Consider the following 24,719-nt stretch of genomic DNA (forward strand, 5'->3'; position numbering starts at 1 on the left):
TTAAGGGATAGTACACATATATTACTTAACAGGAAAGGAGTATTATGACACACAAAATCAAGGTTTATATTAGTGAAAACAACCAAGAATGTGAACAATTAGTAACTTATTTAAATGAAAAAAATATTGCTTTTCAAATAAAAAACGTAACGGCTAACAAAGATGAGTTACATGAATTACAGAAAATGAATATCTATTTGACTCCTGCAATCATTATTAATGAGAAAGATCAAATCATTGGATTCCATAAAGAAAGCATCGATAAATACCTTCAGCTAATGCCAAAAAAGTAGAAATTACAAAGCAATCGTTTCACCTTTTTTTGTTACCAGCTTTTCATCTCTATTGATCTATACTATTATTAAATATTAGATGAACAATTATGGTTGGAGGATAATGATGAAAGATTGGCAGCAATTTTTTAAAGATAAAAAGGTAAGGATCGTTGACCATCGTGACCCAGAAATACTAGGGACAGCGATGGCATCTTTTGCGGTCGATGATACGTTGTGCGAAAGCGTTGGGCGAAGCGCTGACCAGGTAGCGTGCAGATTCTGGGTCCATGACAACACGGTTGTTCTGGGAATATTAGATAGTCGATTACCTGACGTGGACAACGCAGTCCTGTTTTTACAAGAAAAAGGATTTGATGTTGTTGTTCGTAATTCGGGTGGCCTTGCGGTGGTATTGGATCAGGATGTGTTGAATTTTTCGTTTATTTTACCGGATTCAAAAGAGATGGGGATTCATTCTGGTTATGAGTTGATGACGGCTTTCGTCCAGGATATGTACCGGGATGTCACCGACGGAATTGAAGCGTTTGAAGTGGTTGGTTCCTATTGTCCGGGTGATTATGATTTAAGTATCGGCGGTAAGAAATTTGCTGGTATCTCGCAACGCCGTGTCAAAAAAGGAATTGCCGTGCAAATTTATTTGTGTTTGCGTGGCAGTGGTGTTGAGCGAGCAGAGATGGTGCGTGATTTCTATAGGGAAGGTCGTGCTAGTGAGGTAGAGCGGTTTGATTATCCCGAAGTCGTGCCAGATACGATGCGTTCCCTATCCGAATTAGTAGGTGTAGAGATGACGGTAGAAAATAGTATTGTACGTGTTTTGAAAATGTTAGGTGATGTTGTTTTTGAAGATTTATCGGGTGACGAATTGACGATTTTTGAAAAAAGGATGCAGCAAATGATCGATCGCAACCAAAAAGCACTCAAATGAGTGCTTTTTGATATGTTGGTAAGTTAACCTGATAGCCAATGCCTGGTTGATCTGGCAAGGTGACATAACCATCATGCACTTCCACTTCTGGTCTGATGATATCCTGATGCCAATATCGGTTCGATGCACCAGGATCTGCTGGGAATTGAAAGTTTGGTAAGGTTGCTAATGCTAGTGACTGTACGCGTCCAACACCCGCTTCGAGCATGCCCCCGCACCAGACGGGAATGTTATGCTTCTGACAATAGTCATGGATAGCAATCCCATTTGTGAAACCTCCGACCTTTGCTAACTTGATGCTGATCACTTTGCAACTCTTTAGTTCGATTGCGGTTTTCACATCTGCTAAAGTATTTACGCTCTCATCTAAACAAATTGGCGTTGTCAGCTGTTCTTGCAGCTTTGCGTGATCAATAAAGTCATCATGTGCTAAAGGTTGCTCGATCATCATCAAGTTGAATTGATCGAGTTTTTTTAGATGGTCGATATCTTTCAGTGTGTACGCAGAATTAGCATCGACCATTAATGGTATTGTCGGGAAGTGCTCGCGTACCTTTTCTAATAAATAAAGATCGTGACTTGGTTTAATTTTTAATTTTATTCGTTGATAGCCGTTGTCTAGTGCTTGTTGAATTTTAGTGAGCAATTGCTGATCGTTTGATTGGACGCCTATTGCTGCTCCGACGGGAATTTTATTCGTTGTACCACCTATAACTTGATAGAGCGGTTTTTTTTGTTGTTTAGCGTAAAGATCCCAGACCGCTCCCTCTATTGCTGTTTTCGCCATCTGATTGCGCCTGACTTGATGAAGCTCGAGTTCTTGAGGATGTTCTATTCTTTGTGTTTTGATCAATGGCCACAGATGCTGCTCGATCATATGTTGGACCGTATCTGTCGTTTCCTCTGTATACCAAGGTGAATCAAATGCCACAGATTCACCATAGCCTTTTCTTCCCTCTTGATCAATCAATTCAGTGATGATCACATCTTTTTCTTTAATAGTTGTTAAGCTGTTCGCAAATGGATACTTAAGTGGCATCTTAAATCGATGAATCCTTAATTTTTTGAAAGCTAGCATTATGAGCGGCTCCTTTTATGGCCACTTTAATGTGTTTTATGGCCACTTTTGATACTTTTATGGCCACTTTCCGTACTTTTATGGCCACTTTTTTATACTTTATGGCCACTTTCGATACTTTTATGGCCACTTTTACTTTTCGTGATCGTTAATAACTCTGGATGAGCATAATAAACTGCCTTTTTCACACCAAACTTTATATATCCTGCTCTCTTGATTAGCTTCCTCGTAGCTTCTAATGATTCTAATTGCAAAAAATCTTGAACTAACTTTGATGTTAATCTGTTTTGCGTAAGTAGCGCTAAAGCATACAAGACCGGAATATGCGCATCGGTACTGCGGTGCTCACACTTGATGCATTGCCAACGCATCCGTTCACGAATCATCGCACGATTTTGACAGCGAGGACAAGGGATGCCTTTCTTAAGATCTTCCCACAAAATATGATGTTTTTCCAGTATCGGACTCAATTTTTCATGATGATGTTGGATAAGTAATGCAGCTAGATGTTGGTTGCTAACTTTAGGATCAATGGGAGGGTGTTTTTGCGAATGTTTTTCTAATACGAAAGGAACAGCTTGTCCAGTTATTACACGTGCAAATTCGGGATAGTCGTTTAACTTCAAGATTACTCGAGGATTAACAAAAACAGCATATCGATATGTGGGCAAACTCTCCTTTTGCTGGTCGATCAAAAATGTTCTAAGATTCGCATACTGGCGATCCACTTGCAAAATAGGATCAGTAAAAGACTCTGTGATTCCTTCTTTACTTCGTGTTAACTGATTCGCTTTTGCATCAAAATGAATTTCTCCATTGTGTCCTTTCACTTCAAATAGGACACGAAAACTTGAAGCTAAAACGAGCCAATCGATTTGAAAAGGGATATTTTCTTCGATTCTGAGTCTTTTAATAAAGGTTAATGAGGGTACATTTGCTTGTCTGAGGAAGAATTCGAGGCTGTCTTCACTTGTTTCTCCTATGTCTGTGATTCGAAATTTCTCGACAATTTGAGGGTGTGTAGGATGTTGTTCTGGAAGCAGTTCGAGGAGTGCCTGGTATTGCTGCCACTTTAGTGAGGATGGTGGAATCACTTTTTCCACTCCTTTCCTTTTTCAAAAAGTATAGCAAAAAGCACAGTAGAAATCTACTGTGCTTCTATTGCTTGTGCTGCTGTGATTAAGGCTAATTTGTAGGCATCTTCACTGCTACAACCACGAGACAGGTCATTAACAGGCTTGTTTAAACCTTGGAGAATTGGTCCAACTGCGTCAAAACCACCAAGACGTTGCGCGATTTTATATCCAATATTGCCTGCTTCAAGTCCTGGGAACACAAAGACATTGGCATCCCCTTTTAATACAGAACCAGGTGCCTTTTTCTCGGCAACGGACGGTACGAAAGCTGCGTCAAATTGGAATTCACCATCTAACGTTAAGTCTGGTGCCAATTCTTTAGCAATTGATACGGCTTCTGAAACTTTTTCTGTTTCTTCTGATTTGGCTGAGCCTTTTGTCGAGAAGCTTAACATCGCTACACGTGGGTCAATATTAAAAAGACGTGCTGTTTCGGCACTGCTGATCGCGATTTCTGCTAGGTCTTGGCTATTTGGTGCAATATTGATCGCACAGTCGGCAAATACATATTTCTCGTCATCACGAACCATGATGAATACACCAGACGTTTTCTTTACGCCCTCTTTTGTTTTAATAATTTGCAATGCAGGTCGGACAGTATCTGCAGTTGAATGAGCGGCACCACTTACTAAGCCGTCCGCTTTATTCATATAGACAAGCATTGTACCAAAATAGTTTTCATCCAATAACATCTTGCGTGCATCTTCTGCTGTGTTTTTACCTTTACGTCGTTCTACAAATGCCGTGACCATCTCTTCAAATTCCGAATACGTACTCGGATCTAAAATTTCTACTTCTGAAATATCAACTTGAATTTCTTTTGCCTTCTGTTCTATTTTCTCTTTAATTCCGACTAATACAGGATTGACTAATCCTTCTTTTTTTAACTTGCTAGCCGCTGTTAATATCCGTTCATCTAATCCTTCAGGAAACACGATTTTTCTAGCGTTTCCTCCCATTCTACTTTTAATATCCGCAAATAAATCACTCATGATTTAAACCCTCCATATTAGTATCTGTATTATATGATACGCCTTTTTGTGTAATAATGAAAGTGTAAGATATAATGAATGCGTTTTTCTTAGAAAAAATTTTTTAACGTTCAACATTTTGTCAAACATTGGACAAGAGACATTGCGTTTCAATAAGTATTTTTCCCCAAATATGTTATATTAAACGAAAGTAGCATTTAAAAGGAGTGGACTTAATATGCCAGAAGCAGTTGAAACAATGGATGGTTGGTATTGTTTACACGATTTACGTAAAATAGATTGGACAAAATGGAAAAAGGCTTCAGAAGCAGAGCGCCAGCAAGCGGTTAATGAACTACAATCGATGCTTTATCAATGGGAAGATGTTGCAGAAGCAAGAGATGGAAGCCATGCTTTTTATACGATTATGGGTCAAAAAGCGGATTTTATTTTAATGATCCTTCGTCCAACCATGCAAGAACTAAGTGAGATCGAATTACGTTTTAACAAATCAAAGTTCGCTGAATTCACCACACCTAGTTATTCCTATGTATCTGTGGTCGAATTATCGAAGTATATGTCCAAAGAAGGGGACAACCCTGAGGAAAACCCTGGTGTTCGGGCTCGACTCAAACCAAAATTACCTGATTGGGATCACATCTGTTTTTATCCAATGGACAAGCGTCGGGAAGGTAATGACAACTGGTACATGTTGCCGATGGATGAACGCCGTCAATTGATGTATGAGCACAGTTTAACAGGAAGAAAATATGCAGGTGAAATCAAACAAATCATTACTGGTTCGATGGGCTTTGATGATTGGGAATGGAGTGTTACTCTATTTGCAAAAGATGTACTGCAACTGAAAAAAATTGTCTATGAGATGAGATTTGATGTGGTTAGTGCACGCTATGGAGAGTTCGGACCTTTCTATGTCGGCAATATTTTAAAAACAGATGCCATTCCAGAATTTTTAGCTATTTAACTGAGTACACGTTTTAGACGTGTACTTTTTTTATGCATGTTTACTTTTGCTTTTGCATATAGATGGCTAGTAGGAATAAGCTCGAATTTAATTCCCGATCAAGAAAGGAGACACACGGATGAGTCTAAATCAAAACAGGCAACAGCCTTATCAACAAGGGGCAAGCATACCACAGTATAATCCCCAGGCTTTTTACGGACAACAAGGGGGATATCAATATCCTGGTGCTGGTCAAATGAATCAAATGGGGCAAATGCAACAACAACAGCCAAAAGTATCCGACACACCTGGCATGTTACCAGTCGAAGAATCATATATAGAAAATATCTTACGATTGAATAAGGGTAAAAAGGCAACAGTGTACATGACGTTTGAGAATAATGAACGTTGGAATGCTAAAGTATTTAAAGGAATTGTCGAAGCAGCTGGACGTGACCATATTATTTTAAGTGATCCAGAAACAGGGAAAAGGTATATTTTATTAATGGTGTACTTAGATTATATTACGTTTGATGAAGAAATAGCTTACGATTATCCATATAATCAAATGGCTTCCTATTCACCTAGATAGTTTACTTTTGACACAGGCAAACTTGCTTGTGTCATTTTTTTGAAAGGATTTGATTATGAACAATAAGGCCACTATTCATGAAATAACCATTGCATCTTTTAGCATTACTCTTGTATTTACTGTGCTTGCTTGGCGAAGTAACTCGATATTATTTGGGCTACTTGCTCTTATTAGCTTGAGCGGTAACCTTTTTATTGAAGCTTATAAAGAACGAAAACAAGGTAATCATTTTTTCTTCTCCCAATATTTGCTAAGGGGAATAGCTGTATGGGCTATTTTAATCTTGGTATTTTTCATCATATAAGAGGTATTTTTGAAGGAAATCATGAGTATAACACCCGATCCAGCTTGCACACTTCTCTTTCCGGAGGGCGGCGTGGAAAGAGAAGCGAACAAGGCCGGATCGGGTGTTATTATCTCTCTACATCCCACTCCCAGCAGCACTGAATAGTACTACAATTACCCAAAAAATAATTTTCATTGCCAGTGTAACGATACCTAAAATTAAAGAAGCTTTAGCCATACCCCGTTTGACTGGCTTATTTAGCCCTACAATACCAAAAATAATTGCTAACACACCAAGAATATATGGGAATACTGGAATAATATTTAATACAACACCAATAATACCTAAAACCATACCAGCTACAGCGATCCCATTACTTTCAGGTTGTTCAACAACTACGCGTTGCGGCTCTTCCATCGATTCATCCTCCTTTCCAAAATATAACACCTTATAATAATACAATGACCCTTCACTTTCGTCAAAGGGTCATTATCACTTATATATATTTGACAACAGCATACCCTAACAGTACCCAGCCAATCAAAAATGCTAGACCACCAATTGGTGTAATCATCGCAAACGTTTTGATTGATGTAGTGGAATAAAGATACAGACTTCCTGAGAATAAAATAATTCCCGCAAAAAAGAACCAGCCAGCGGAAACAATTGAACCCGCTGTTATTTTTTGCATTAATAATCCTGTTGCTAATAACGCCACCGTATGAAACATTTGATAGTTTACTGCTTTTTCCCAAGTTGCTAACATTTTCTCTGATAACTTACCTTCTAGGCCATGGGCACCGAAAGCTCCCAACGCCACTGCAAGAAAACCATTGATAATACCTAACAATAAAAAGATTTTCATCCTAATCCCCTCTCTCTTTTAAAAATCAAACAATGAATCACCATTTGCACCGTCTGCTTCTATCTTTTTCTCTTGTTTTATTTCCTGTTTAGGTGCTTGTTCTCCGACCATCTTACGCCATTCTATTTCATCTATAGAAGTAGCTGATGAAGCTTGAGTAGGGCTATCCTGGTCTAGTAATAAGTCTGTTAATGAATGAACCGCTTTTGCATGCTCTCTTACTTTTGATTCATTTTGCAATGCTTGTTCACATTCTGCAATAATTTTTCTTAAAATCTTCTGATTAGTAATCGCCATTGTTGTTCATCCCCTTTGATGCTATTATACAATCCCTAACGAATTTAAGAAAATGATAGCAATGATAAGCGGTGCGATAAATTTCACTAAGATATACCACAATTGGCCAATAGATTGATTAGTTAAATCGGACGCTTCTAATGCTTCTTGCTTCGTAAAATACCATCCTACAAACAGTGCCATCGTTACACCACCGATCGGCAAAAAGACATTAGATGAAAGAAAATCCATTGAATCTAAAATATTCCGATCCCCGATCAAAGTCACTCCACTCCATCGTCCCATCCCTAAAGATACTGTCACACCTGAAATAAAGACGACAATACCAACTAATATGGAAGCAAGTTTTCGTGACATATTTGCTGCCCGCATCACATAGGCAACGGGTACTTCTAATAAAGAGATTGATGATGATACAGCAGCTAAACTTAAAGCTGTAAAGAAAACCAATCCTATTATAGCCCCATAGTTCATTTGATAAAAAATCTCTGGTAACGTTATAAAAACAAGTGGTGGTCCTGAGCTTGGATCAATGCCAAACGCAAATACCGCTGGAAAAATCACGACACCTGAAATAATTGCAAATAACGTATCCATTACCCCAATTCCCACTGTGGCGCCTGGCAGCTGATGCTGTTTCGATAAATAACTACCGTATGTCATCATTGTACCTACACCAAGACTTAAAGAAAAGAATGCTTGTCCTAAAGCCGCAATATAAACAGAGGGGTCCTCTAACACAGACCAATCAGGTTGGAACAAAAAGGCTAACCCCGCGCTTGCATTAGGTAATGTCACACTATAAATCGCAAGTGCAATCATCATTAATGCTAAAATAGGCATTAATATTTTATTGGCAAGTTCTATCCCTTTTTTTACGCCTACTAATACAATTAACATGGTAATTCCCATAAATAAAGCATGCCAAAATAATGGCGCATAATCTTGTGTAATGAAGGCGTCAAAAGAACCGCCATAACCGATATCAGGCATTTCAGCCATTACACCAGTGACATAGCCCCACCAATAATAAAGGGCCCATCCAGCAACAACACTGTAAAAGCTTAGTATCAAAAAGGCACTCGCTACCCCTAGATAACCAACCATAAACCATGGTTGTGTAGGTGCTAATTTTTTATAAGAGCCAACTATATCCTGTTGTGCTTTTCTACCGATACTCACTTCCACTAACAATAACGGAATCCCGATTACTAAAACACTTATAATATATAATATTAAAAATGCGCCTCCACCATTTTCACCTGCGACATAGGAGAAACGCCATATATTTCCAAGACCGACTGCTGAGCCCATCGCCGCTAACATGAAGCCAAGTCTAGATGCCCAATTTTCTCGTTGCATTTCTGTCACCTCACTCTATTATTATAAAGCCTTCCCTATTGTACACGATCATAGTATCCTTTTCTACCTTGTTTTCATGATGGTATACTTTACAGAAGAATCGTTGTTAAAGGAGTGGAAAAATGGAAAATAAATTACGCTCAATTGGTGATCACTCAAAAATAAAAACAATCCAGTCGGTCTCTGGCGGTGACATTAATCAAGCCTATTTTGTTGAAACTGCAGCACAAACCTATTTTATTAAATCCAATAAACAGGTATCTGCTACCTTTTTTCAAGCAGAAGCAGAAGGTTTAGATAGAATTCGCGCAACGAAAACGATCAATGTGCCTGAAGTATTTCATTATGATGTTGCACAGAATGACGAAGAAATATTCTTGATAATGGAATGGGTGGAAGGTGCAAAACATGCTTCAACCGGTAAATGGTTAGGGGAAGATCTAGCGGCACTCCACTCCACTAATGTTGGCGATCAATATGGTTTGGACAGATCGACCTTTGTCGGTGAAATCAGACAAGAAAATCTTCTTTTTGATAGCTGGCTAGATTATTATCGTGAGCAACGTTTACAACCGCAAATGAATTTAGCGATTTCAAACGGCAGCATGACTGGTAAACGTCTAAAACGAATGGAACAGCTATTAACTAGGCTTGATCAATACGTGCCGCACGCACCTCGTGTCTCGCTATTACATGGTGACTTATGGGGTGGAAATTGGTTAGCAGGATTAAACGGGAAGCCTTATCTGATTGATCCCTCGATTGTCTATGGTGATCCGTTATTTGAAATAGCCTTCACCGAACTATTTGGTGGTTTTCCAGCAGATTTTTATGCTAGCTATCAATCGACCTTACCATTAAAGGATTATTATGAGGATATCAAACCGCTTTATCAATTGTTCTACCTAATGGTGCATTTAAATCTGTTCGGTGAAAGCTATGGCACCAGTGTTGATCGTATACTTAAACATTATACAGCTTAATTAATCCATAGAAAAAGACTGCAACTGCAAATTTGTGACAATAGTACTTCACGGGAAATGTAATGTTGTAGACGGGATAATCTTTCCTACTCACGGGATATAGTGATCGCTTGACGGGATAAGTCTTGATATCCAGTTAACCCATCATGTTATCCCGTGAAGAACACTTTCTATATACTTACTCTTAATTTCAGACAAAGAAAAGCCATCATTACGATGACTTTTCTTTGTAATTATACGTTTCCTTTTTACTTCGTTCTTCCCACCATCGATGCAAGCCATCTGTCTTTCCTTCTACAATAGGTTGCGCGAACAACGCCACCCATTTAGAGGATAAAAACCAGACAATGGCTGCTGCTATTACTGCTAAACCAATTGTGTCCAAGTTATGGTCAACAGCGAGTAAATTTGCTTGGCGACCATACTGAATAATGACACCGTGCAATAAATAGACATACATTGTATTTTGCCCTAAAGGCGTAAATGAATATCGTTGTCGTGGTATTAATAGCAATACCGAAAACACCATTAAGGTTGCAACTACATACAGAATAGCTCTATACAGTCCACCACTCGTAGCAGCATCTAATGTTTGATAAGATTGTGAACCGAATAACCACTGTGCTGGTATCGTCGGTGTAACATAACTTACAACAAATACAGCTACTAAGATACCAACCGCTATTGCTTTCTTATTGGCCGTTCGCCAGCTGAACAATTGTTTTTTCGATAACCAATACCCAATTAAGAAAAATGGAAAGAAAACAAGTGTCCTAGATAAACTAAAGTCTGGTCCAATCATAGGTACATACCCAATCAAAATACCGATTGAGAAGGCAGTAAAGATACCTAACCATGGCGACAGCTTACGATAGGCAATTAATAAAAGATGCCAGCTGAATAAACTTAATAAGAACCATAGTCCCCAATGTGGGTCATACAAGGTATTATCCCAACTGCTTTTACCAATACCTAAAAAATAGATCGAATAAAAAATTTGGAACAAAAAGTATGGAATTAAAATCCGCTTTGCTAATTTGATGATATATCCTTTATCACTTGATCCTTTTGCAAAAAATCCACTTGCTAAAACAAAAACTGGCATGTGAAAAATATATATCCATTGATACAATACATCAACCAATTCAATATGATTTTTTAATGGTTGAATTAAATGACCAAATACAACCAAAAATATAAACAGGAGCTTCGCATTGTCAAAATAAGCTTCTCTTTGCATGTTTTATTCTCCCTTTGTACGCTTTTATTCAATAATACCCTCTAAAAGGAAGAACAAAAAGTAAATCAAGTTATTGTTAACGAAATGTAATTACGCTGTTACCTTTTTAAAAGAAATGTTAAAAAATAACCGCCCATGCCCCGTTCCGGAAAATCGCTTCCCTTTCACCATCAACAGTAATGCCATCAATATCCATTTCAGCTGAACCAATCATAAAATCTTCGTGAACGATACTATCATTGACACCATGTTGATCCATTTCTTTGTCATTCATATCTGACCCACCCTTAATATTGGTTGGATAAGCTTTTCCTAACGCAATATGACATGAGGCATTTTCGTCAAATAACGTATTATAGAAAATAATGCCTGCTTGGGATACCGGGGACTCATGCGGCACTAAGGCAACTTCCCCAAGTCGAGATGCGCCATCATTATCTGCTTCTAGTAATTGTTTCAGTGCTTGTTCTCCTTTTTCACAGGTATAGTCACTAACTTTTCCATCTTTAAATGTTAATGTGAAATTTTCGATTAACTGTCCCTGAAAACTTAACGGTTTTGTACTGGTCACTTTACCATTGACGCCATATTTATGCGGCATTGAAAATACTTCTTCTGTCGGTATATTTGGATTAAATGTTACGTTATCTGTAGCTTTCGCTGCTCCTCCGTGCCATATATGACCTTTAGGTAATTCAATGGTTAAGTCCGTACCTTCTGCCTGAAAATGTAGTTTCTGATAATTCTTATGATTTAAGTACTCACGAGCATCTTTTAGCAATTGGTTATGTTTTTTCCAAGCGTCGATCGGATCTTCTTGATCGACACGCGCAATACGGAATATTTCTTTCCATAATTTATCCTTTGCTTCATCTGCTGGTAATTTTGGGAATATTTTTTCTGCCCATTCTGTTGTTGGATAGCCTACAATTGACCATCTTGCTTTGTCGTTCATCATATAATCACGATACTCTTTTAATGCTTTTGAACTTGCCATAGTGACAGCGGCCATTCGGGTACCGTCAATATCTTTTAATAAATCCGGGTTTTCTCCATATATATTTAATACGGCATATCCGTCTTTTACCATCCCAATCATTGCATCTTTACGCCATTTGGGAAAAGTCTCTAACACTTCCATTGGTGCATGTTTCATTTTCAAATAGGTTAAGTCATCGTCCTTCCATTCGACATGAACATTTTTTGCACCGATTTGATAGGCCTCTTTAACAACAATTCTAACAAATTCAATTGCCTCGATTGGTGCTTGTACTAGTAACCCTTGATCCTTTTGTAGATTGACGCCTGTCCGTAATGCTAATTGTGCGTATTTCTTCAATAAATTCATGTTTGATCCTCCTCGATTTAGTGTACTATTATAATATGCTACCTCACTAATCGAAAAATGCAAATACTAGACTTATTTGTTTACTTCTTAGACCCCGTGTGGCATTAATAGAAATAGAGATTTTATAGATGAGGTGAATGAATTGGAGACATTACTAAAGTACCGTAAAATTGTTTGGATTTTCGTACTATTATTTATTATTACTGGAATATTCACATACTTACAAACTCCCAAACGAGATATTCCCGAAATTGAACAAAACATCGCATCAGTTTCCACCGTTTATCCAGGTGCAAACCCCGAAATAGTCGAACAAGTAATCACAACTCCGATCGAGGATCAAATAATCGATATTGAAGGTGTAGATCAAGTTACATCTGCCTCTACCAATGGGTTTTCTACTGTTACGATCACACTAGATGACACCAGTAATACAGATTCCGTGTATTCCACGATTAGACAATCTGTCCAGGATGCACAAAAAAATTTTCCAGATGAAGCATTATCCCCTGATGTGACCACAGACCTTGTTACTTCTAGTGTTGCTACCTATCATCTTTTGAGCGATAATCGAGAGCAACTATACGAAATCAGAGACCAGATCGATACATGGAAAGAAACGATTACAGCGATCAGTGGTGTTCACTCTGTTTCGGTAAAAGGATTACCAGATCAGAAGGTTGTTATTTCTCTTGATGAAGAAGAATTATCAGAGCAAAGAATTCAGCCAAATCAAGTTATTGAAACACTTCAAAACGAGCTGAGTCCGACCGCTTTAGGAACCGAAAAAAATGAGCAGCAGAATATTTTATTGAATATTGAATCAATTGATGAAATTAGTCAACTAGATACAATACCTATTACTACTTCAAATGAGGAAGAAGTTGAATTATCAGATGTAGCATCTATCTCTGTTGAAAATGAATCATTAGAAGATATGATTGCCTATCAGGAACAAGCCGCCTTGTCCTTAACTATTTTTGCAGAAGATGGTGTCAATATTACAAGTCTTCAATCACAGATAGATGAAAAGGTGACCGAATTAAAGCAAGAGTTGCCTGAAGAGGTATCAGCAGAACGTTTTTATTCTCAAAGTACGGTTATCGATGAAGTGTACACCAATTTAATAATATCATTTGCGATATCCTTGTTCGCCGTTATTGTAATAATGATATTAGGTTTACCATTATCATCTGCTATTTTAGTAGCATTTGCTATCCCAATTTCGATAATTGTCGGATTAATCCCGCTACCATATACAGGAGTCGATCTTAATCAAATCTCAATTATCGGTATCATTGTAGCCATTGGGATCCTCGTTGATGACGCGATTGTCGTCAATGACAATATTATGCGCCGTTATCAATTAGGTGACGCTCCATTAGAAGGCGCAAAAAGAGGGGTAAAAGAAGTAGGTGTGTCTATTGTAACATCGACTCTATTGATTGTTTTTAGCTTTTTCCCTTTAACTTTCTTATCTGGTAGTAATGGTGCCTTTATTCGCGCCTTGCCTATTGCGCTAATGGGAACGATAATTGCTTCCACTTTATTAGCACTAACGGTGGTACCTACTGTACAATATACGAGACAATTAGCGATTTATCGCTCGAAAAAGCGTCGAATTGGATTATTGACAAACTTTTTCCGTTGGTTGGAAGATCGCTATGCTAAAACGATACTGCCGGCAACGATCAAAAAGCCTTGGTTAACCGTAATTAGTGGTGTGATCGCTTGTATCCTATTATTATTATTAGCAATTAAAGTACCTTTTGAATTTTTCCCTGCTGCGGATCGCGAAGAAGTAACACTCTCCTTAACGTTAGATGAGGGGACTCCGATGGATCAGACCGATCAGTACTTAGGAGATATTGAAGATTATATTATAAACAATGCAGACCACATCAATGAAACAGCTCGGTATACAGGTGGAGGTTTGCCAAACATTTTTAATTCTGGTCTAAACAGATCAGGTGAAAATACAGGTCAGATTGTAGTGCGCGTTGATCGAGACAACACTTCTGCTAGTGCGTTTATTGATAAATATCAGAAAGAATTACGTGACCAGTTTCCTGATGGAGAGATATTCTTAGAAACGATCGTTTCCGGACCGCCTCCATCTGCTGCATTAGAATTAAAGTTACAAGGGCCTGATTTAGATACTTTATTAGAGAACGCAACAACTTTAAAAGAAGAATTAAATGCACTTGATTCGGTTGAGATTGCAACTGTTAATGCAGGTACAAGTCAGCCGGTAAAAACATATGATATCGATCGTGACTTTTTAGCAGAAAATAATATTCCAATTAGTCAAATAACCGGCACCCTGCAATTAGCGAATTCAGGTCTTCCATTATCAGATATTGAAGTAGATAATCAACGAACCAGCATGGAACTGACTTTGAATGAAGGAGAGCAGGACGCTATTGATCTAAGTGCATTAACTGCAGTTGTAACATCAGACGAAGGAGTTCCTGAGTTCTATACGTATGATGAGTTTATCTCGATCAATACGGATGAGCAAATTGCAGCAATTACACATGAGAATGGGGAACGAACGATTACGATTTCTGCCTATGAAGCGGAAACGGGGGACTTTGCTGCTGATACCACAGAAGTTATAGATAATATGCGTTCTGAACTGGCTTCCTTAAATGGAGACTATGCATTAAACCAAGACGGGGAAGCAAGTGCGGAAACAGAGTTCTTTGTAGAAGTGGCCAAACTATTTGTAGTCGTATTGTTTTTAATTTATATTACACTGGCTATTCAGTTTAATTCATTATTGACGCCAGTCTTAATTACCAGCACGGTCTTTTTAGCGGTAACCGGGGCTATCGTTGGTTTATTTGTAAGTGGCCAACCGTTAAGTTTCTTAGCTGTTTTAGGTATTGTATCGCTATCAGGTATTGTCGTTCGAAATTCGATTTTAATTATTGAATTTATTGAACAAAATAAGGAGAAATATGATAACAATATTGTCGAGGCAATCATTGCCGCTGGACGCGCAAGATTGCGGCCAATCATTCTAACGACACTGACATCGATCGCCGCTTTAACCCCGATCATCTTTATGGGAGATGTCTTGTTCAAGCCATTAGCCGTATCGATCGTATCAGGCATTATCTTCTCGACAATATTAACCTTATTACTGTTACCGGCGTTTTATATTACAATGGACCGAATCAGTTCCAAAAAGAAAAATAAAACACCCGTGACATAAGTTTATTGGCAAAAGTATTGAGGTGAGTGCTAATCCAGCGCTACGGAAAAACACTCCCTTTCCGGGGGCACGGCTTCAGCTAACTTGGTAAAGAAGAACACTTTACCAAGTGGATCTTCAGCTCGTGCTGTTCCCCCAGGAGTGTCGCATTTTTCCTCCGCTTTGATTAGATTTCTGTTCAAAAACGATGAAATATACTGTGATATCGACATTCTAGCTGTTTCTAAATTTGTAGAACACTATGGAAGCGTAGTCCATTTACGTAGACTCCAGCGGGAAAAGCGTCTTCCGAAGACCCCACAGGCAGTGATTTTCTGCCGAGGAGGCTGAGGTGACGCCCGCGGAAAGCGAAGTAAATGGACGGAGCTTTTGCCTAACACTCATCGAACTTTCAAAATTGTCATTACTTCGCAGCAGCTTATGTCTACTTAGTATCGATTTCAACTAGTCTTATAGTTACTTCACGGCTTAGTTATAATACAAAAAATCCCTCAAGCTATTTTCGCTTGAGGGATTTTTTCTTATAGTGCGATGTCTTTGTTGACTGCTTCTTTATCGTTATATTTTTTGATGTTTAATTTTTTCATTATTTTCGATGTTAGTGTTCCTGAAAGAATTGAATCATTTACATTCAATGCCGTACGTCCCATATCGATTAGCGGTTCTACTGTAATTAAGAGACCTGCTAATGCTACAGGTAAGTTCATTGATGATAATACGATAAGTGCCGCAAATGTGGCACCACCACCAACCCCGGCTACACCGAAGGAGCTAATACCAATAATTAAAATCAATGATACTAAAAAGCCTGGTGATAATGGATCAATACCTTGAGTAGGTGCAATCATCACAGCTAACATCGCAGGATAAATACCCGCACAACCATTTTGACCAATTGTTGCGCCAAATGATGCTGACATATTTGCGGTACCACTGTGCACTCCAAGGCTTTCTCTCTGTACTTGGATTGTTAATGGAATCGTACCTGCACTTGATCTCGATGTAAATGCAAAACTCAATACAGGCAATACTTTTCGGACATATGTCATTGGGTTTAATCCGAAAATCGCCAAAATAATCAAGTGGATAATAAACATGACAATTAACGCTACATAGGAAGCACCCACAAATTTCCCGAGTTCAATGATACCTGCCACATTCGTTTGTGCTACTGTGTTGGCCATTAACCCTAAAATACCATATGGAGCAAGACGTAAGATGATCGTAACAATTCTCATCACAACTGTGTAAAGTGTATTGACAATATCTACAAATTTCTCTGCTTGTTCCGGTTGTTTTCTTCTTATCCCTAATACAGCGATCCCAACTAATATGGAGAAAATAACTACAGCGATAACAGAAGTTGCGCGTTCCCCTGTCATATCTAAAAAGATATTAGATGGAATAAATTCAAGAATTTTTTCTGGTGTCGACATTCCTTCTAAGGAACCTAATCTCTCTTCTAATGCTAACCCTCGGTCCTCTTCTGCTTGACCCATCTCAATTTGATCTGCACTTAAATTAAAGATAGATGAGCTTGCTACACCTACCACTGCCGCAACCATGGCTGTAGAAACTAAAATCCCAATAATCCATGCTGACATTTTTCCTAATTCTGATGATTTCTCTAAGTTAATAATCGATTGGATAATAGAAACCATTACAAGTGGAATAACAATCATCATTAATAGTCTGACATACCCTCTACCTACGATGTTATACCAATCTGTGGTGGAACTAACAACCTCAGAATCTACTGAATAAGCAATCTGTAAAAAAGCACCTAGTAGAATACCAAGACCTAAACCAGCGAATACTCTTTTACTGAATGATACAAACTTCCTTTGCATCCCAATTAAAATACCTATAAATAATAGCATTATTGCAATATTAATAATAATAAATAATGTATCCATTCTCTTTCCCCCTCTTTGATTAATCCGATTGAAATACTCTGATTATATTACTATTATTTCACCCCTATGTCAATCATATGATTTACGTAAAAAAAATTGCATACCAGTTTTAAAAAGTATCCATCATGTCACAAACGAATGATTATGCGACATAACTGAAGTGGTAATTTTGACATGATGTACGTGTGGAATATCCGCTTCAGCTTGGCCATTCCCCTTTCCATGGGGTTTTTCCTTCAGCTAACTTTTCCATGCACAAACCGCATGGAAAAGTTAGCTGAAGGAAAAACGATTCCCATAGGAGTTGGAATGGCCGCCTACGCTCAATGAGATTCTACAACTTTTACAAATGCTAACATTTTGGATTATTTCTACGAATAATTACCACAAAAGATAGTGGTTGAAGCAAAGGTGTATCCTCTTGCTTAAGTTGTCGAGTATAAAATAGCGCAGGCGTCCGCTTTCACTCCTGCGGGATGTTTTTACCCTAAGATCCACTTTTTTAGCGAATTTTGCTTAAAAAGTTAGCTTAGGGTAAAAACCCGCGGAAAGGGAAGCGGACAAGCCGAAGCGGGTGCAAAGCACATATAAAATCTCATAATTACCCCAAGGTTATGTCGGGCTTTCTATCTTTTATGAAATTAAAAACCCGAACGATGATTTAATCGTTCGGGCTTTTCTTGTCACAATGTCATTTTGATTTATCCACTGATATGTCTTCTTCTAAAACAAGTTCGACATTTCCTTTGATGGCACGGGAGATCATGCACGAGGATTCTGCCTGTTTTACGATTTCTTGTAAACGCGAAAACTGTTTATCAGTGGCATTACTTTTCAACACCACTGTGGGTCTGTGGGTAATTCTTTTATAAGTAAATACTCCGTTTGTGACATCTACATCTCCAACAGAACTTAGCTCTAACGATTTTAAAGGTATTTCTGCTCTTTCAATCATCGCTGCTACTGTAATCAAATAACAAGTAGCAGCAGCACCTAATAACATTTCATCTGGATTTGTGCCAATACCAGGCCCATCCATTTCAGGCGGTATTGATATTTTTGTCTGTAAATTACCTGCCTCAATGTATCCTACTTCATTTCGACCACCAGGCCAGGTAGCTTGTAACGAAAATTGATGCAAAGTCATATATTATCCCCCTTCCTAGCAACAATTATATATGTGCCAATCAGTAGGACAAAATAGTTTGTTTAAGCTGCTTCTTGATTTTTTTTGCTGGATAAAAACCAACCTGCTACAGCTATACCAACAAGCACTAGATAGAAGGTTAACTTCCATGGTAAGGAATGAGCAAAGTCATGTGATAATAAATGAACATCTTCATGTGCTAATACACTTACAACTAGTTTGATACCAACCCATCCGACAATTACAAACGCCGCTACTTCAAGCCCTGGTCGATCATGGAGTAATTTTACAAATACATTTGCTGCAAAACGCATGATAATTAAACCAATCATACCCCCAGCTAGCACTACTAAAAATTGTCCTGTATCTAGACTACCGATCGTTCCTAATCCTGTCGCAGGAAGTGCTACCGCTAGTGCAACTGCCGCTAATATAGAATCGACAGCAAAAGCTAAATCCGCCATTTCTACTTTGAATACCGTCATCCAAAAACTGCTGCCTTGCTTTTCTTTTCCTTCCTCAATCAGATCTTCTTCTTTATTTTTCTTCTTAAATGTATCATATAAGTGTTTAATTGAAATGAATAATAAATACGCTGCCCCAATCGCTTGCACTTGCCATACATCGACTAAGAAAGAAATAATAAATAATGAGCCAAAACGTAATACAAAGGCACCTGCCAGACCATAAAATAGTGCTTTTTTTCGTTGATCATCTGGTAAGTGTTTCACCATAATCGCTAAAACTAGCGCATTGTCTGCAGCAAGAATTCCTTCTAAACCAATTAATACGATTAATACCCACCCATATTCTATGAGTAATTCCATTCGTCTCCATCTCCTTGTTAATAAAAATAATCTCCACCCATTGGTAAAGATCACACAAAAAAAACGAGACCTTTACCATGGATGGTAAAGGTCTCGCTAACAACGTAGAGTTGCCAATAATGCCGGAGAATTTTCTCGAAATGACGACATTTATTGTGCAGCTACTCCCCTTTATGTATGTTTTTACTATAGCTCTTTTATGTGGAGAAGTCAATATTTACTTCTAACATAAAAAAGAACCCATTACCATCCGTCAGATAGTCATAGGTTCTTCTTGTTAACAAAGCTTTATGCATTAATTATTGTATCAATTCGATCTTCTACTTCCGATTGAACTTTTTCTAATAGAGATTTACTTTTTTCTGCACTATTCGTTTTTACTCCAAAGTAGCTTTTAATTTTTGGCTCTGTACCTGATGGACGGAAACAAACCCATGCATCATCTTCTAACAAAAATTTCATAACATTTTCTTTTGGTAAGATAATCTCTTCCTGTTTATTTTCCATTGGGAGTGATCTCTCACTGATTTGATAATCTTCAACAGCAATTACATCTAAACCACCTAATCTTTCAAAAGGTTGTTTTCTAATATCGCTCATAATCGACTGAATTTGTTCAGCACCAGCTTTACCTTTCAAGGTTAAGGATTTCATGCCCTCAAGGTAATAACCGTGTTGCGCATATAGTGTATCTAGTGCTTCGAGTAATGTCTTGCCTTTAGCCTTCCAATAACTTGCTACTTCACAGGCTGCTACAGCTGCTTGAACAGCATCTTTGTCACGCACAAAATCACCTATTAAATAACCATAGCTTTCTTCATATCCAAAAAGGAAATGCTTGTCATCGGATTCAAATTGTTTGATTTTTTCACCGATAAATTTAAACCCTGTTAATGTGTCTATTGTATTTACACCGTAGTGAGAAGCGATTGTTCGTCCCATTTCCGTAGTTACAATTGTTTTGATTACTTGACCATTCTTCAATGTTGCTGGGTCTTGTTGTGATAATGTGTAATCCAATAAAAGAGAGCCTAGTTGATTTCCGGTAAGCACTTGATAAGATCCTTTCCCATCTTTTACGGCAACACCGAGACGATCTGCATCAGGGTCTGTACCAATTAGGATATCCGCATCTTTCTTTTTTCCTTCGGCAATCGCCATTTCAAATGCTTGATGTTCCTCTGGGTTTGGGGATGAAACGGTAGAAAATTCAGGGTCTGGTTTTGCTTGTTCTTCTACCACTTCCACATTCTCAAAACCACTTTGCGTGAGTCCTTTCATCACTAAATCATAAGCAGTACCATGTAAAGGAGTGAATACAATCTTCACTTGGCTATCCACTTTTTGTTTCTGAATGGATTTTAATTCTTTTAAATAGGCTTGGTCTACTGCTTCACCTACCCATTCTAAAAGGCCAGCTTCTTCTACTTCGCTTTGACTTTTTACAGGAACAAGTAGCTCATCTTCTACTTTATTTACTTCTTCAATAATGGCTGCTGCTTCTTTTAATGGTACTTGTCCACCGTCTTCGTTATATACTTTAAATCCGTTATATTCTGGTGGGTTATGACTCGCTGTGATCATTATTCCCGCTGCTGTTTTAAGATGTCGTACAGCAAAAGACAATAATGGCGTAGGTCGCAGTGATTCAAATACGTACGCCTTTATTTCATGTGCACCTAGCACTCTAGCTACTTCTACCGCAAATTCTTGTGACATATATCGTGAATCATAGGCAATAACGATTCCTCTATTCTTTGCATCATTGACATTGTCTATTATGTAATTAGCCAAACCCTCTACAGCTTTGCGGACCGTATAAATATTCATTCGGTTTGTACCTGGTCCTAACATACCGCGCATTCCACCAGTACCAAAGGTTAAGTTTTTATAGAACGAATCCTCTAAATCTTTTTCATTCTTAGATAACTCATTTAATTGTTTTAATAAATTTTCATCAAGTGCTGTAAAAGAAGTCCATTTCTTTAATGTATCTTGCCAAGACATTTGATTTCCCCCTTAAAGACATCATTATATATGATATATATAGTAGCATAGTCTTTCAAACGTTTCTAATCTTAACCTATATGAATAGATTCATTTTAGAATTCTATTTTAATTGTTACAACTATTTCCATAAGTCCATTTTTATATGATAAAATGAAAATACATTTAGTAGAAAAGGTTGTGGAGTGGTTGTTCCAAAAAAGAAGTATACGTATCTTAATTACATTGATTTTAATCTTCGTGCTAGTCTATCTTATATACTTAACCAGATTCATTTTTGAACCGGTCGGTGCTTATTTAACTGCTATTGCTGTGCCAATAATTGGAGCGGGCGTTATTTTTTATATCACCAATCCAATCGTTAATTGGCTAGAAAAAAAGAAAGTGCCTCGAATAGCTGGTACGTTTATAGTATTTCTATTAGTTCTATGCTTAGTGGCGATTGTGATTCAATTTATTGCACCAATTGTTCAAAGACAATTCTCGAACTTTGTCGATAGTGTGCCAAAAATGGTTGATAACACCATTAACCTTTTTGAGATGTGGCAGGAAAATCAAAATATTATTCCACCACAATTTGAAAATACGATCCAAAATATGATAGATGACTTAAGTGGTTATGCGGAAAGTATAACATCAGGGATTATTGGGGTAATTGGTCAGATTTTCAGTTTTGTCTTTGCCATTTTTTTAATTCCTTTTTTCTTATTTTTTATGTTGAAAGATGGTTATAAATTCGTTCCCTTTATCACAAAATTTTTAAGCCCCTCTAAAGCTAAAAGTTTTAAAACATTAACAGCAAATATTAATCATACACTTTCATCTTTTATCCAGGGTCAATTCATCGTAAGTATATGTGTCGGCGCTATGCTCTATATCGGCTATTTGATTATAGACTTGGATTATTCTTTAACACTAGCATTATTTGGTTTAGTGATGAATTTCATACCATTTGTGGGCCCATTCTTATCTGCCATTCCCGCAATTATAGTAGGGTTCTTTCAAGATCCAATGTTGGCAGTATGGGCAACGGTTGTTATGGTGGTGGCACAGCAGATTGAAAGTAATTTCATTTCACCAAATGTAATGGGAAGAGCATTATCTCTTCACCCATTAACAGTTATCACTTTAATCTTAGCTGCTGGTGGTATTGCTGGATTTATTGGTTTGTTGTTTATTATTCCAGCATATGCGGTAATCAAAACAATTATTTCGCATTTTTATCATGAATGGCAACAAAAACAACCTGAAAAGGATCCAGATTTATTTTGAGTTTCGCTTACAATGGCTTTCGCATAATGATAGCGAAAGCCTTCTTTTCATGTTATTTTAATGCTTTGGCCATAATATACATGATTTGCTCTTCGTCACCTATATAAGTCGAGTAGGACCCTCTTGTTTCAAATCTCATTTTCTTATGGAAATCGATAGCGTTTTTATTTTTCCGCCATACTCCTAACCAGATCGTGTTTTTATCTCGCTCATTTGCGATATCAATCGCTTTCTTCAATAGGAACTTCCCTAATCCCTTACTGTGAAAATTGGTTTTTACAAAGATTCGTTCGATTTCTAACGCATTATCATCAACCTCAAAGGTTTGAGCACCTCCTTCGTTTACTTTAAGATACCCTGCTATGATATTGTCTACATATAGAAATAAGAAGGTTGATGATGGATTGGATAATTCTTTTTGAAGTTGTTCGGTATTGAAGGCGTTTTCCAAGTATTCATTAATATCTTCCGGTGTATTTAAATGACTGTAGGTTTCATTATACGTCTCTGTTCCAATTTGCTGTAACAACTGTAAATCTTCTAGTGTACATATTTTTATATCTGTCCTCACTATATCCTCTCCTTTTAAAAAGATAACTATCCCATAGTAATTTCAATTATATGGTTAAATTGCTCATACGTCAAAGGAAGCGCATTCACATTTTGCACTTTTTTGAATTTGTAATTAGAGAAATTCAGCATTCGCCTCGTCAATTAGCTAATGCCGAAGTTTTTCTTATACTTTTGTACATTCAAAATTTTATGCTTTCTTAACGTAAAAAAAGCCTTAGCAACGATGTGCTAAGGCTTTTTGGTAGTGGTTTATTCACCACTTACTTCTTCAATTTCAGATTCTAATTTATCATAAAGATCTGAATCAATCTCACTTTCGGTAATCTCATTGTTGCGATATTGTTCATGTACCGGTTCTGCTACTGCTTTAAATTCAGCGATTTGATCTTCTGTTAGCTCAATGATTTCTGTTGGATATTCTTCATCGTTTTCAATAGCTTCAATACCTTCTTGGTTTTGACGCTCTTGCTCTTCAAAGATCCAATCTTGCATTTCTTCAACAGTTTCATCAATTAATTGTTGTTCTTGCTCATTTAAACCTTCATACCAGCTAGTACTAACTGTTGTCATTGCAACATAGTTGTTGTGATTAGAAATAGTTAGCGCATCTTGTACTTGATAAAAATCTGCTGAATAGATAAAGAAAGCAGGGTTTTCCTGAGCATCTACTGTACCACGCTCTAAAGCTGTGTAAAGTTCACCCCAACTGATGTTTTGTACAGTTGCACCATATGCATCATAAGTTTGTTGCATTAATGGAGATGCTTGAACACGTTGGTTTAACCCTTCCCAATCTGAAGGTGATTCAATACCTACATTAGAAGTCCACATCATAGAACCTTCTGTCCAATACGCTAGAGGTGAAATATTGTGTTCTTCATATTTAGCTCTTAAATCTGTGTTTAATGCTTCACTATTCGTTAAAACTTCTTGAGTCTCAGCTGGATCAGCCGGGAAGAAATAGTGAAGTGAGAAAATTTGTCCATCCGGAACTTGCCCACCAGTAAAACCTGGAGACATAATCGCTAATTCTGCTCCACCTTGAATAATAAGTTGCGCCTGATCTTCCTCACTACCTAATGCACCAAATTCGTAAGGTGTGACAGTAATAGCACCATCGGTTTTTTCATCAATTCTTTTGGCGAATTCTTCCGCATACACATACTGAACTTCACCTTGATATTCTTCTGTAATAAAACGCCATTCTTGTTCTTCAAAATCTGCTGCAGTATCTTCGCTTCCTTCAGAATCAGAATCTTCTGTACCTGTATCTTCCTCTGTAGTACCCTCGTCTGTTCCTTCTTCTTCATCTCCCCCACCACAAGCAACTAATAAAAAGCTTAGTGTTAGGATAGAAAGTAACATGATTAAATATTTTTTGTTAAAAATGATCATTACCCCCTAAAAAATTTTA

At 37.6% G+C, this 24,719-nt stretch carries 22 protein-coding genes; 7 read left to right on the forward strand and 15 right to left on the reverse strand.

Features of this window, described 5'->3' with window-relative positions:
- The first annotated feature begins 44 nt into the window (after positions 1-44).
- Positions 45-293, forward strand: coding sequence for a glutaredoxin family protein (locus BN3107_RS16610; RefSeq protein ID WP_058308741.1), 249 nt, complete (start codon positions 45-47; stop codon positions 291-293).
- A 103-nt stretch (positions 294-396) separates the two neighbouring features.
- On the forward strand, positions 397-1,221 hold the full coding sequence (locus BN3107_RS16615; protein WP_231735376.1) for a lipoate--protein ligase family protein: 825 nt from the start codon (positions 397-399) through the stop codon (positions 1,219-1,221).
- On the opposite strand, the gene menC is transcribed toward BN3107_RS16615, so the two are convergent.
- The 3 genes from menC to pta all read right to left on the reverse strand — a co-directional run bounded on the left by menC (position 1,214) and on the right by pta (position 4,427).
- Positions 1,214-2,299, reverse strand: a complete 1,086-nt coding sequence (gene menC / locus BN3107_RS16620; RefSeq protein ID WP_058308743.1) for an o-succinylbenzoate synthase — start codon at positions 2,297-2,299, stop codon at positions 1,214-1,216. The genes BN3107_RS16615 and menC overlap by 8 nt on opposite strands.
- Positions 2,300-2,391: 92 nt before the next feature.
- Positions 2,392-3,393: a nuclease-related domain-containing protein gene (locus tag BN3107_RS16625; protein WP_058308744.1), complete on the reverse strand. Its 1,002-nt coding sequence runs from the start codon at positions 3,391-3,393 to the stop codon at positions 2,392-2,394.
- Positions 3,394-3,446: 53 nt separating this feature from the next.
- The gene (gene pta / locus BN3107_RS16630; protein WP_058308745.1) at positions 3,447-4,427 is read right to left on the reverse strand and encodes a phosphate acetyltransferase; all 981 of its coding nucleotides are present in this window, start codon (positions 4,425-4,427) and stop codon (positions 3,447-3,449) included.
- Between the two features lie 217 nt (positions 4,428-4,644).
- Here pta and hemQ point away from each other — a divergent pair, with 217 nt between their 5' ends.
- The gene (gene hemQ / locus BN3107_RS16635) at positions 4,645-5,391 is read left to right on the forward strand and encodes a hydrogen peroxide-dependent heme synthase (protein ID WP_058308746.1); all 747 of its coding nucleotides are present in this window, start codon (positions 4,645-4,647) and stop codon (positions 5,389-5,391) included.
- A gap of 118 nt (positions 5,392-5,509) precedes the next feature.
- A complete protein-coding gene (gene gerQ, locus BN3107_RS16640; protein WP_058308747.1) occupies positions 5,510-5,962 on the forward strand; it encodes a spore coat protein GerQ in 453 nt (150 codons plus the stop codon).
- Positions 5,963-6,383: 421 nt separating this feature from the next.
- Here the strand turns inward: gerQ and BN3107_RS16650 are convergent, their stop codons facing one another.
- From BN3107_RS16650 to BN3107_RS16665, 4 genes are all read right to left on the reverse strand, one after another.
- Positions 6,384-6,665 carry a DUF4190 domain-containing protein gene (locus BN3107_RS16650; RefSeq protein WP_058308749.1) on the reverse strand — a complete coding sequence of 94 codons (282 nt, stop codon included), beginning with the start codon at positions 6,663-6,665 and terminating at the stop codon, positions 6,384-6,386.
- 79 nt (positions 6,666-6,744) lie between these two features.
- Complete coding sequence (locus BN3107_RS16655) at positions 6,745-7,113, reverse strand: DUF423 domain-containing protein (protein WP_058308750.1); 369 nt, start codon at positions 7,111-7,113, stop codon at positions 6,745-6,747.
- Positions 7,114-7,131: 18 nt separating this feature from the next.
- Positions 7,132-7,410 carry a YwdI family protein gene (locus tag BN3107_RS16660; protein ID WP_058308751.1) on the reverse strand — a complete coding sequence of 93 codons (279 nt, stop codon included), beginning with the start codon at positions 7,408-7,410 and terminating at the stop codon, positions 7,132-7,134.
- Between the two features lie 24 nt (positions 7,411-7,434).
- Positions 7,435-8,772: a sodium-dependent transporter gene (locus tag BN3107_RS16665; protein WP_058308752.1), complete on the reverse strand. Its 1,338-nt coding sequence runs from the start codon at positions 8,770-8,772 to the stop codon at positions 7,435-7,437.
- Positions 8,773-8,894: 122 nt separating this feature from the next.
- Here BN3107_RS16665 and BN3107_RS16670 point away from each other — a divergent pair, with 122 nt between their 5' ends.
- On the forward strand, positions 8,895-9,755 hold the full coding sequence (locus BN3107_RS16670) for a fructosamine kinase family protein (RefSeq protein ID WP_058308753.1): 861 nt from the start codon (positions 8,895-8,897) through the stop codon (positions 9,753-9,755).
- A 211-nt stretch (positions 9,756-9,966) separates the two neighbouring features.
- Here the strand turns inward: BN3107_RS16670 and BN3107_RS16675 are convergent, their stop codons facing one another.
- Both BN3107_RS16675 and BN3107_RS16680 read right to left on the reverse strand, forming a co-directional pair.
- Entirely contained in the window at positions 9,967-10,995 is a 1,029-nt protein-coding gene (locus tag BN3107_RS16675; RefSeq protein WP_058308754.1) for an acyltransferase family protein, read from the reverse strand.
- Between the two features lie 118 nt (positions 10,996-11,113).
- Positions 11,114-12,343: an aminopeptidase gene (locus BN3107_RS16680; protein ID WP_058308755.1), complete on the reverse strand. Its 1,230-nt coding sequence runs from the start codon at positions 12,341-12,343 to the stop codon at positions 11,114-11,116.
- A 142-nt stretch (positions 12,344-12,485) separates the two neighbouring features.
- On the opposite strand from BN3107_RS16680, the gene BN3107_RS16685 reads away from it, so the two are divergent.
- Positions 12,486-15,563, forward strand: coding sequence for an efflux RND transporter permease subunit (locus BN3107_RS16685; RefSeq protein WP_058308756.1), 3,078 nt, complete (start codon positions 12,486-12,488; stop codon positions 15,561-15,563).
- 521 nt (positions 15,564-16,084) lie between these two features.
- On the opposite strand, the gene BN3107_RS16690 is transcribed toward BN3107_RS16685, so the two are convergent.
- The 4 genes from BN3107_RS16690 to BN3107_RS16705 form a co-directional block, all read right to left on the reverse strand.
- On the reverse strand, positions 16,085-17,479 hold the full coding sequence (locus BN3107_RS16690; protein ID WP_058308757.1) for an L-cystine transporter: 1,395 nt from the start codon (positions 17,477-17,479) through the stop codon (positions 16,085-16,087).
- 691 nt (positions 17,480-18,170) lie between these two features.
- Positions 18,171-18,626 (reverse strand): OsmC family protein, encoded by a 456-nt coding sequence (locus tag BN3107_RS16695; RefSeq protein ID WP_058308758.1) that lies wholly within the window; start codon positions 18,624-18,626, stop codon positions 18,171-18,173.
- Positions 18,627-18,688: 62 nt separating this feature from the next.
- Positions 18,689-19,453, reverse strand: a complete 765-nt coding sequence (locus BN3107_RS16700) for a TerC family protein (RefSeq protein ID WP_058308759.1) — start codon at positions 19,451-19,453, stop codon at positions 18,689-18,691.
- A gap of 288 nt (positions 19,454-19,741) precedes the next feature.
- Positions 19,742-21,460 (reverse strand): phospho-sugar mutase, encoded by a 1,719-nt coding sequence (locus BN3107_RS16705; RefSeq protein ID WP_058308760.1) that lies wholly within the window; start codon positions 21,458-21,460, stop codon positions 19,742-19,744.
- 189 nt (positions 21,461-21,649) lie between these two features.
- On the opposite strand from BN3107_RS16705, the gene BN3107_RS16710 reads away from it, so the two are divergent.
- Positions 21,650-22,732, forward strand: coding sequence for an AI-2E family transporter (locus BN3107_RS16710; protein ID WP_187371041.1), 1,083 nt, complete (start codon positions 21,650-21,652; stop codon positions 22,730-22,732).
- Positions 22,733-22,784: 52 nt separating this feature from the next.
- Here BN3107_RS16710 and BN3107_RS16715 read toward each other — a convergent pair whose 3' ends face one another.
- Both BN3107_RS16715 and dctP read right to left on the reverse strand, forming a co-directional pair.
- Positions 22,785-23,303, reverse strand: coding sequence for a GNAT family N-acetyltransferase (locus tag BN3107_RS16715; RefSeq protein ID WP_058308762.1), 519 nt, complete (start codon positions 23,301-23,303; stop codon positions 22,785-22,787).
- 251 nt (positions 23,304-23,554) lie between these two features.
- On the reverse strand, positions 23,555-24,700 hold the full coding sequence (dctP, locus tag BN3107_RS16720; RefSeq protein ID WP_058308763.1) for a TRAP transporter substrate-binding protein DctP: 1,146 nt from the start codon (positions 24,698-24,700) through the stop codon (positions 23,555-23,557).
- Positions 24,701-24,719: the final 19 nt, after the last annotated feature.

The sequence above is a fragment of the Gracilibacillus massiliensis genome (genome assembly GCF_001458115.1).
GTDB classification, from domain to species: Bacteria; Bacillota; Bacilli; order Bacillales; family Amphibacillaceae; genus Gracilibacillus; species Gracilibacillus massiliensis.

Bases quoted from the DNA above. Each gene is read 5' to 3' on its own strand.
- BN3107_RS16610 (WP_058308741.1), top strand. From the start codon at position 45: ATGACACACAAAATCAAGGTTTATATTAGTGAAAACAACCAAGAATGT.
- BN3107_RS16615 (WP_231735376.1), top strand. From the start codon at position 397: ATGATGAAAGATTGGCAGCAATTTTTTAAAGATAAAAAGGTAAGGATC.
- menC (WP_058308743.1), bottom strand. From the start codon at position 2,299: ATGCTAGCTTTCAAAAAATTAAGGATTCATCGATTTAAGATGCCACTT.
- pta (WP_058308745.1), bottom strand. From the start codon at position 4,427: ATGAGTGATTTATTTGCGGATATTAAAAGTAGAATGGGAGGAAACGCT.
- hemQ (WP_058308746.1), top strand. From the start codon at position 4,645: ATGCCAGAAGCAGTTGAAACAATGGATGGTTGGTATTGTTTACACGAT.
- gerQ (WP_058308747.1), top strand. From the start codon at position 5,510: ATGAGTCTAAATCAAAACAGGCAACAGCCTTATCAACAAGGGGCAAGC.
- BN3107_RS16650 (WP_058308749.1), bottom strand. From the start codon at position 6,665: ATGGAAGAGCCGCAACGCGTAGTTGTTGAACAACCTGAAAGTAATGGG.
- BN3107_RS16655 (WP_058308750.1), bottom strand. From the start codon at position 7,113: ATGAAAATCTTTTTATTGTTAGGTATTATCAATGGTTTTCTTGCAGTG.
- BN3107_RS16660 (WP_058308751.1), bottom strand. From the start codon at position 7,410: ATGGCGATTACTAATCAGAAGATTTTAAGAAAAATTATTGCAGAATGT.
- BN3107_RS16665 (WP_058308752.1), bottom strand. From the start codon at position 8,772: ATGCAACGAGAAAATTGGGCATCTAGACTTGGCTTCATGTTAGCGGCG.
- BN3107_RS16670 (WP_058308753.1), top strand. From the start codon at position 8,895: ATGGAAAATAAATTACGCTCAATTGGTGATCACTCAAAAATAAAAACA.
- BN3107_RS16675 (WP_058308754.1), bottom strand. From the start codon at position 10,995: ATGCAAAGAGAAGCTTATTTTGACAATGCGAAGCTCCTGTTTATATTT.
- BN3107_RS16680 (WP_058308755.1), bottom strand. From the start codon at position 12,343: ATGAATTTATTGAAGAAATACGCACAATTAGCATTACGGACAGGCGTC.
- BN3107_RS16690 (WP_058308757.1), bottom strand. From the start codon at position 17,479: ATGGATACATTATTTATTATTATTAATATTGCAATAATGCTATTATTT.
- BN3107_RS16695 (WP_058308758.1), bottom strand. From the start codon at position 18,626: ATGACTTTGCATCAATTTTCGTTACAAGCTACCTGGCCTGGTGGTCGA.
- BN3107_RS16700 (WP_058308759.1), bottom strand. From the start codon at position 19,453: ATGGAATTACTCATAGAATATGGGTGGGTATTAATCGTATTAATTGGT.
- BN3107_RS16705 (WP_058308760.1), bottom strand. From the start codon at position 21,460: ATGTCTTGGCAAGATACATTAAAGAAATGGACTTCTTTTACAGCACTT.
- dctP (WP_058308763.1), bottom strand. From the start codon at position 24,700: ATGATCATTTTTAACAAAAAATATTTAATCATGTTACTTTCTATCCTA.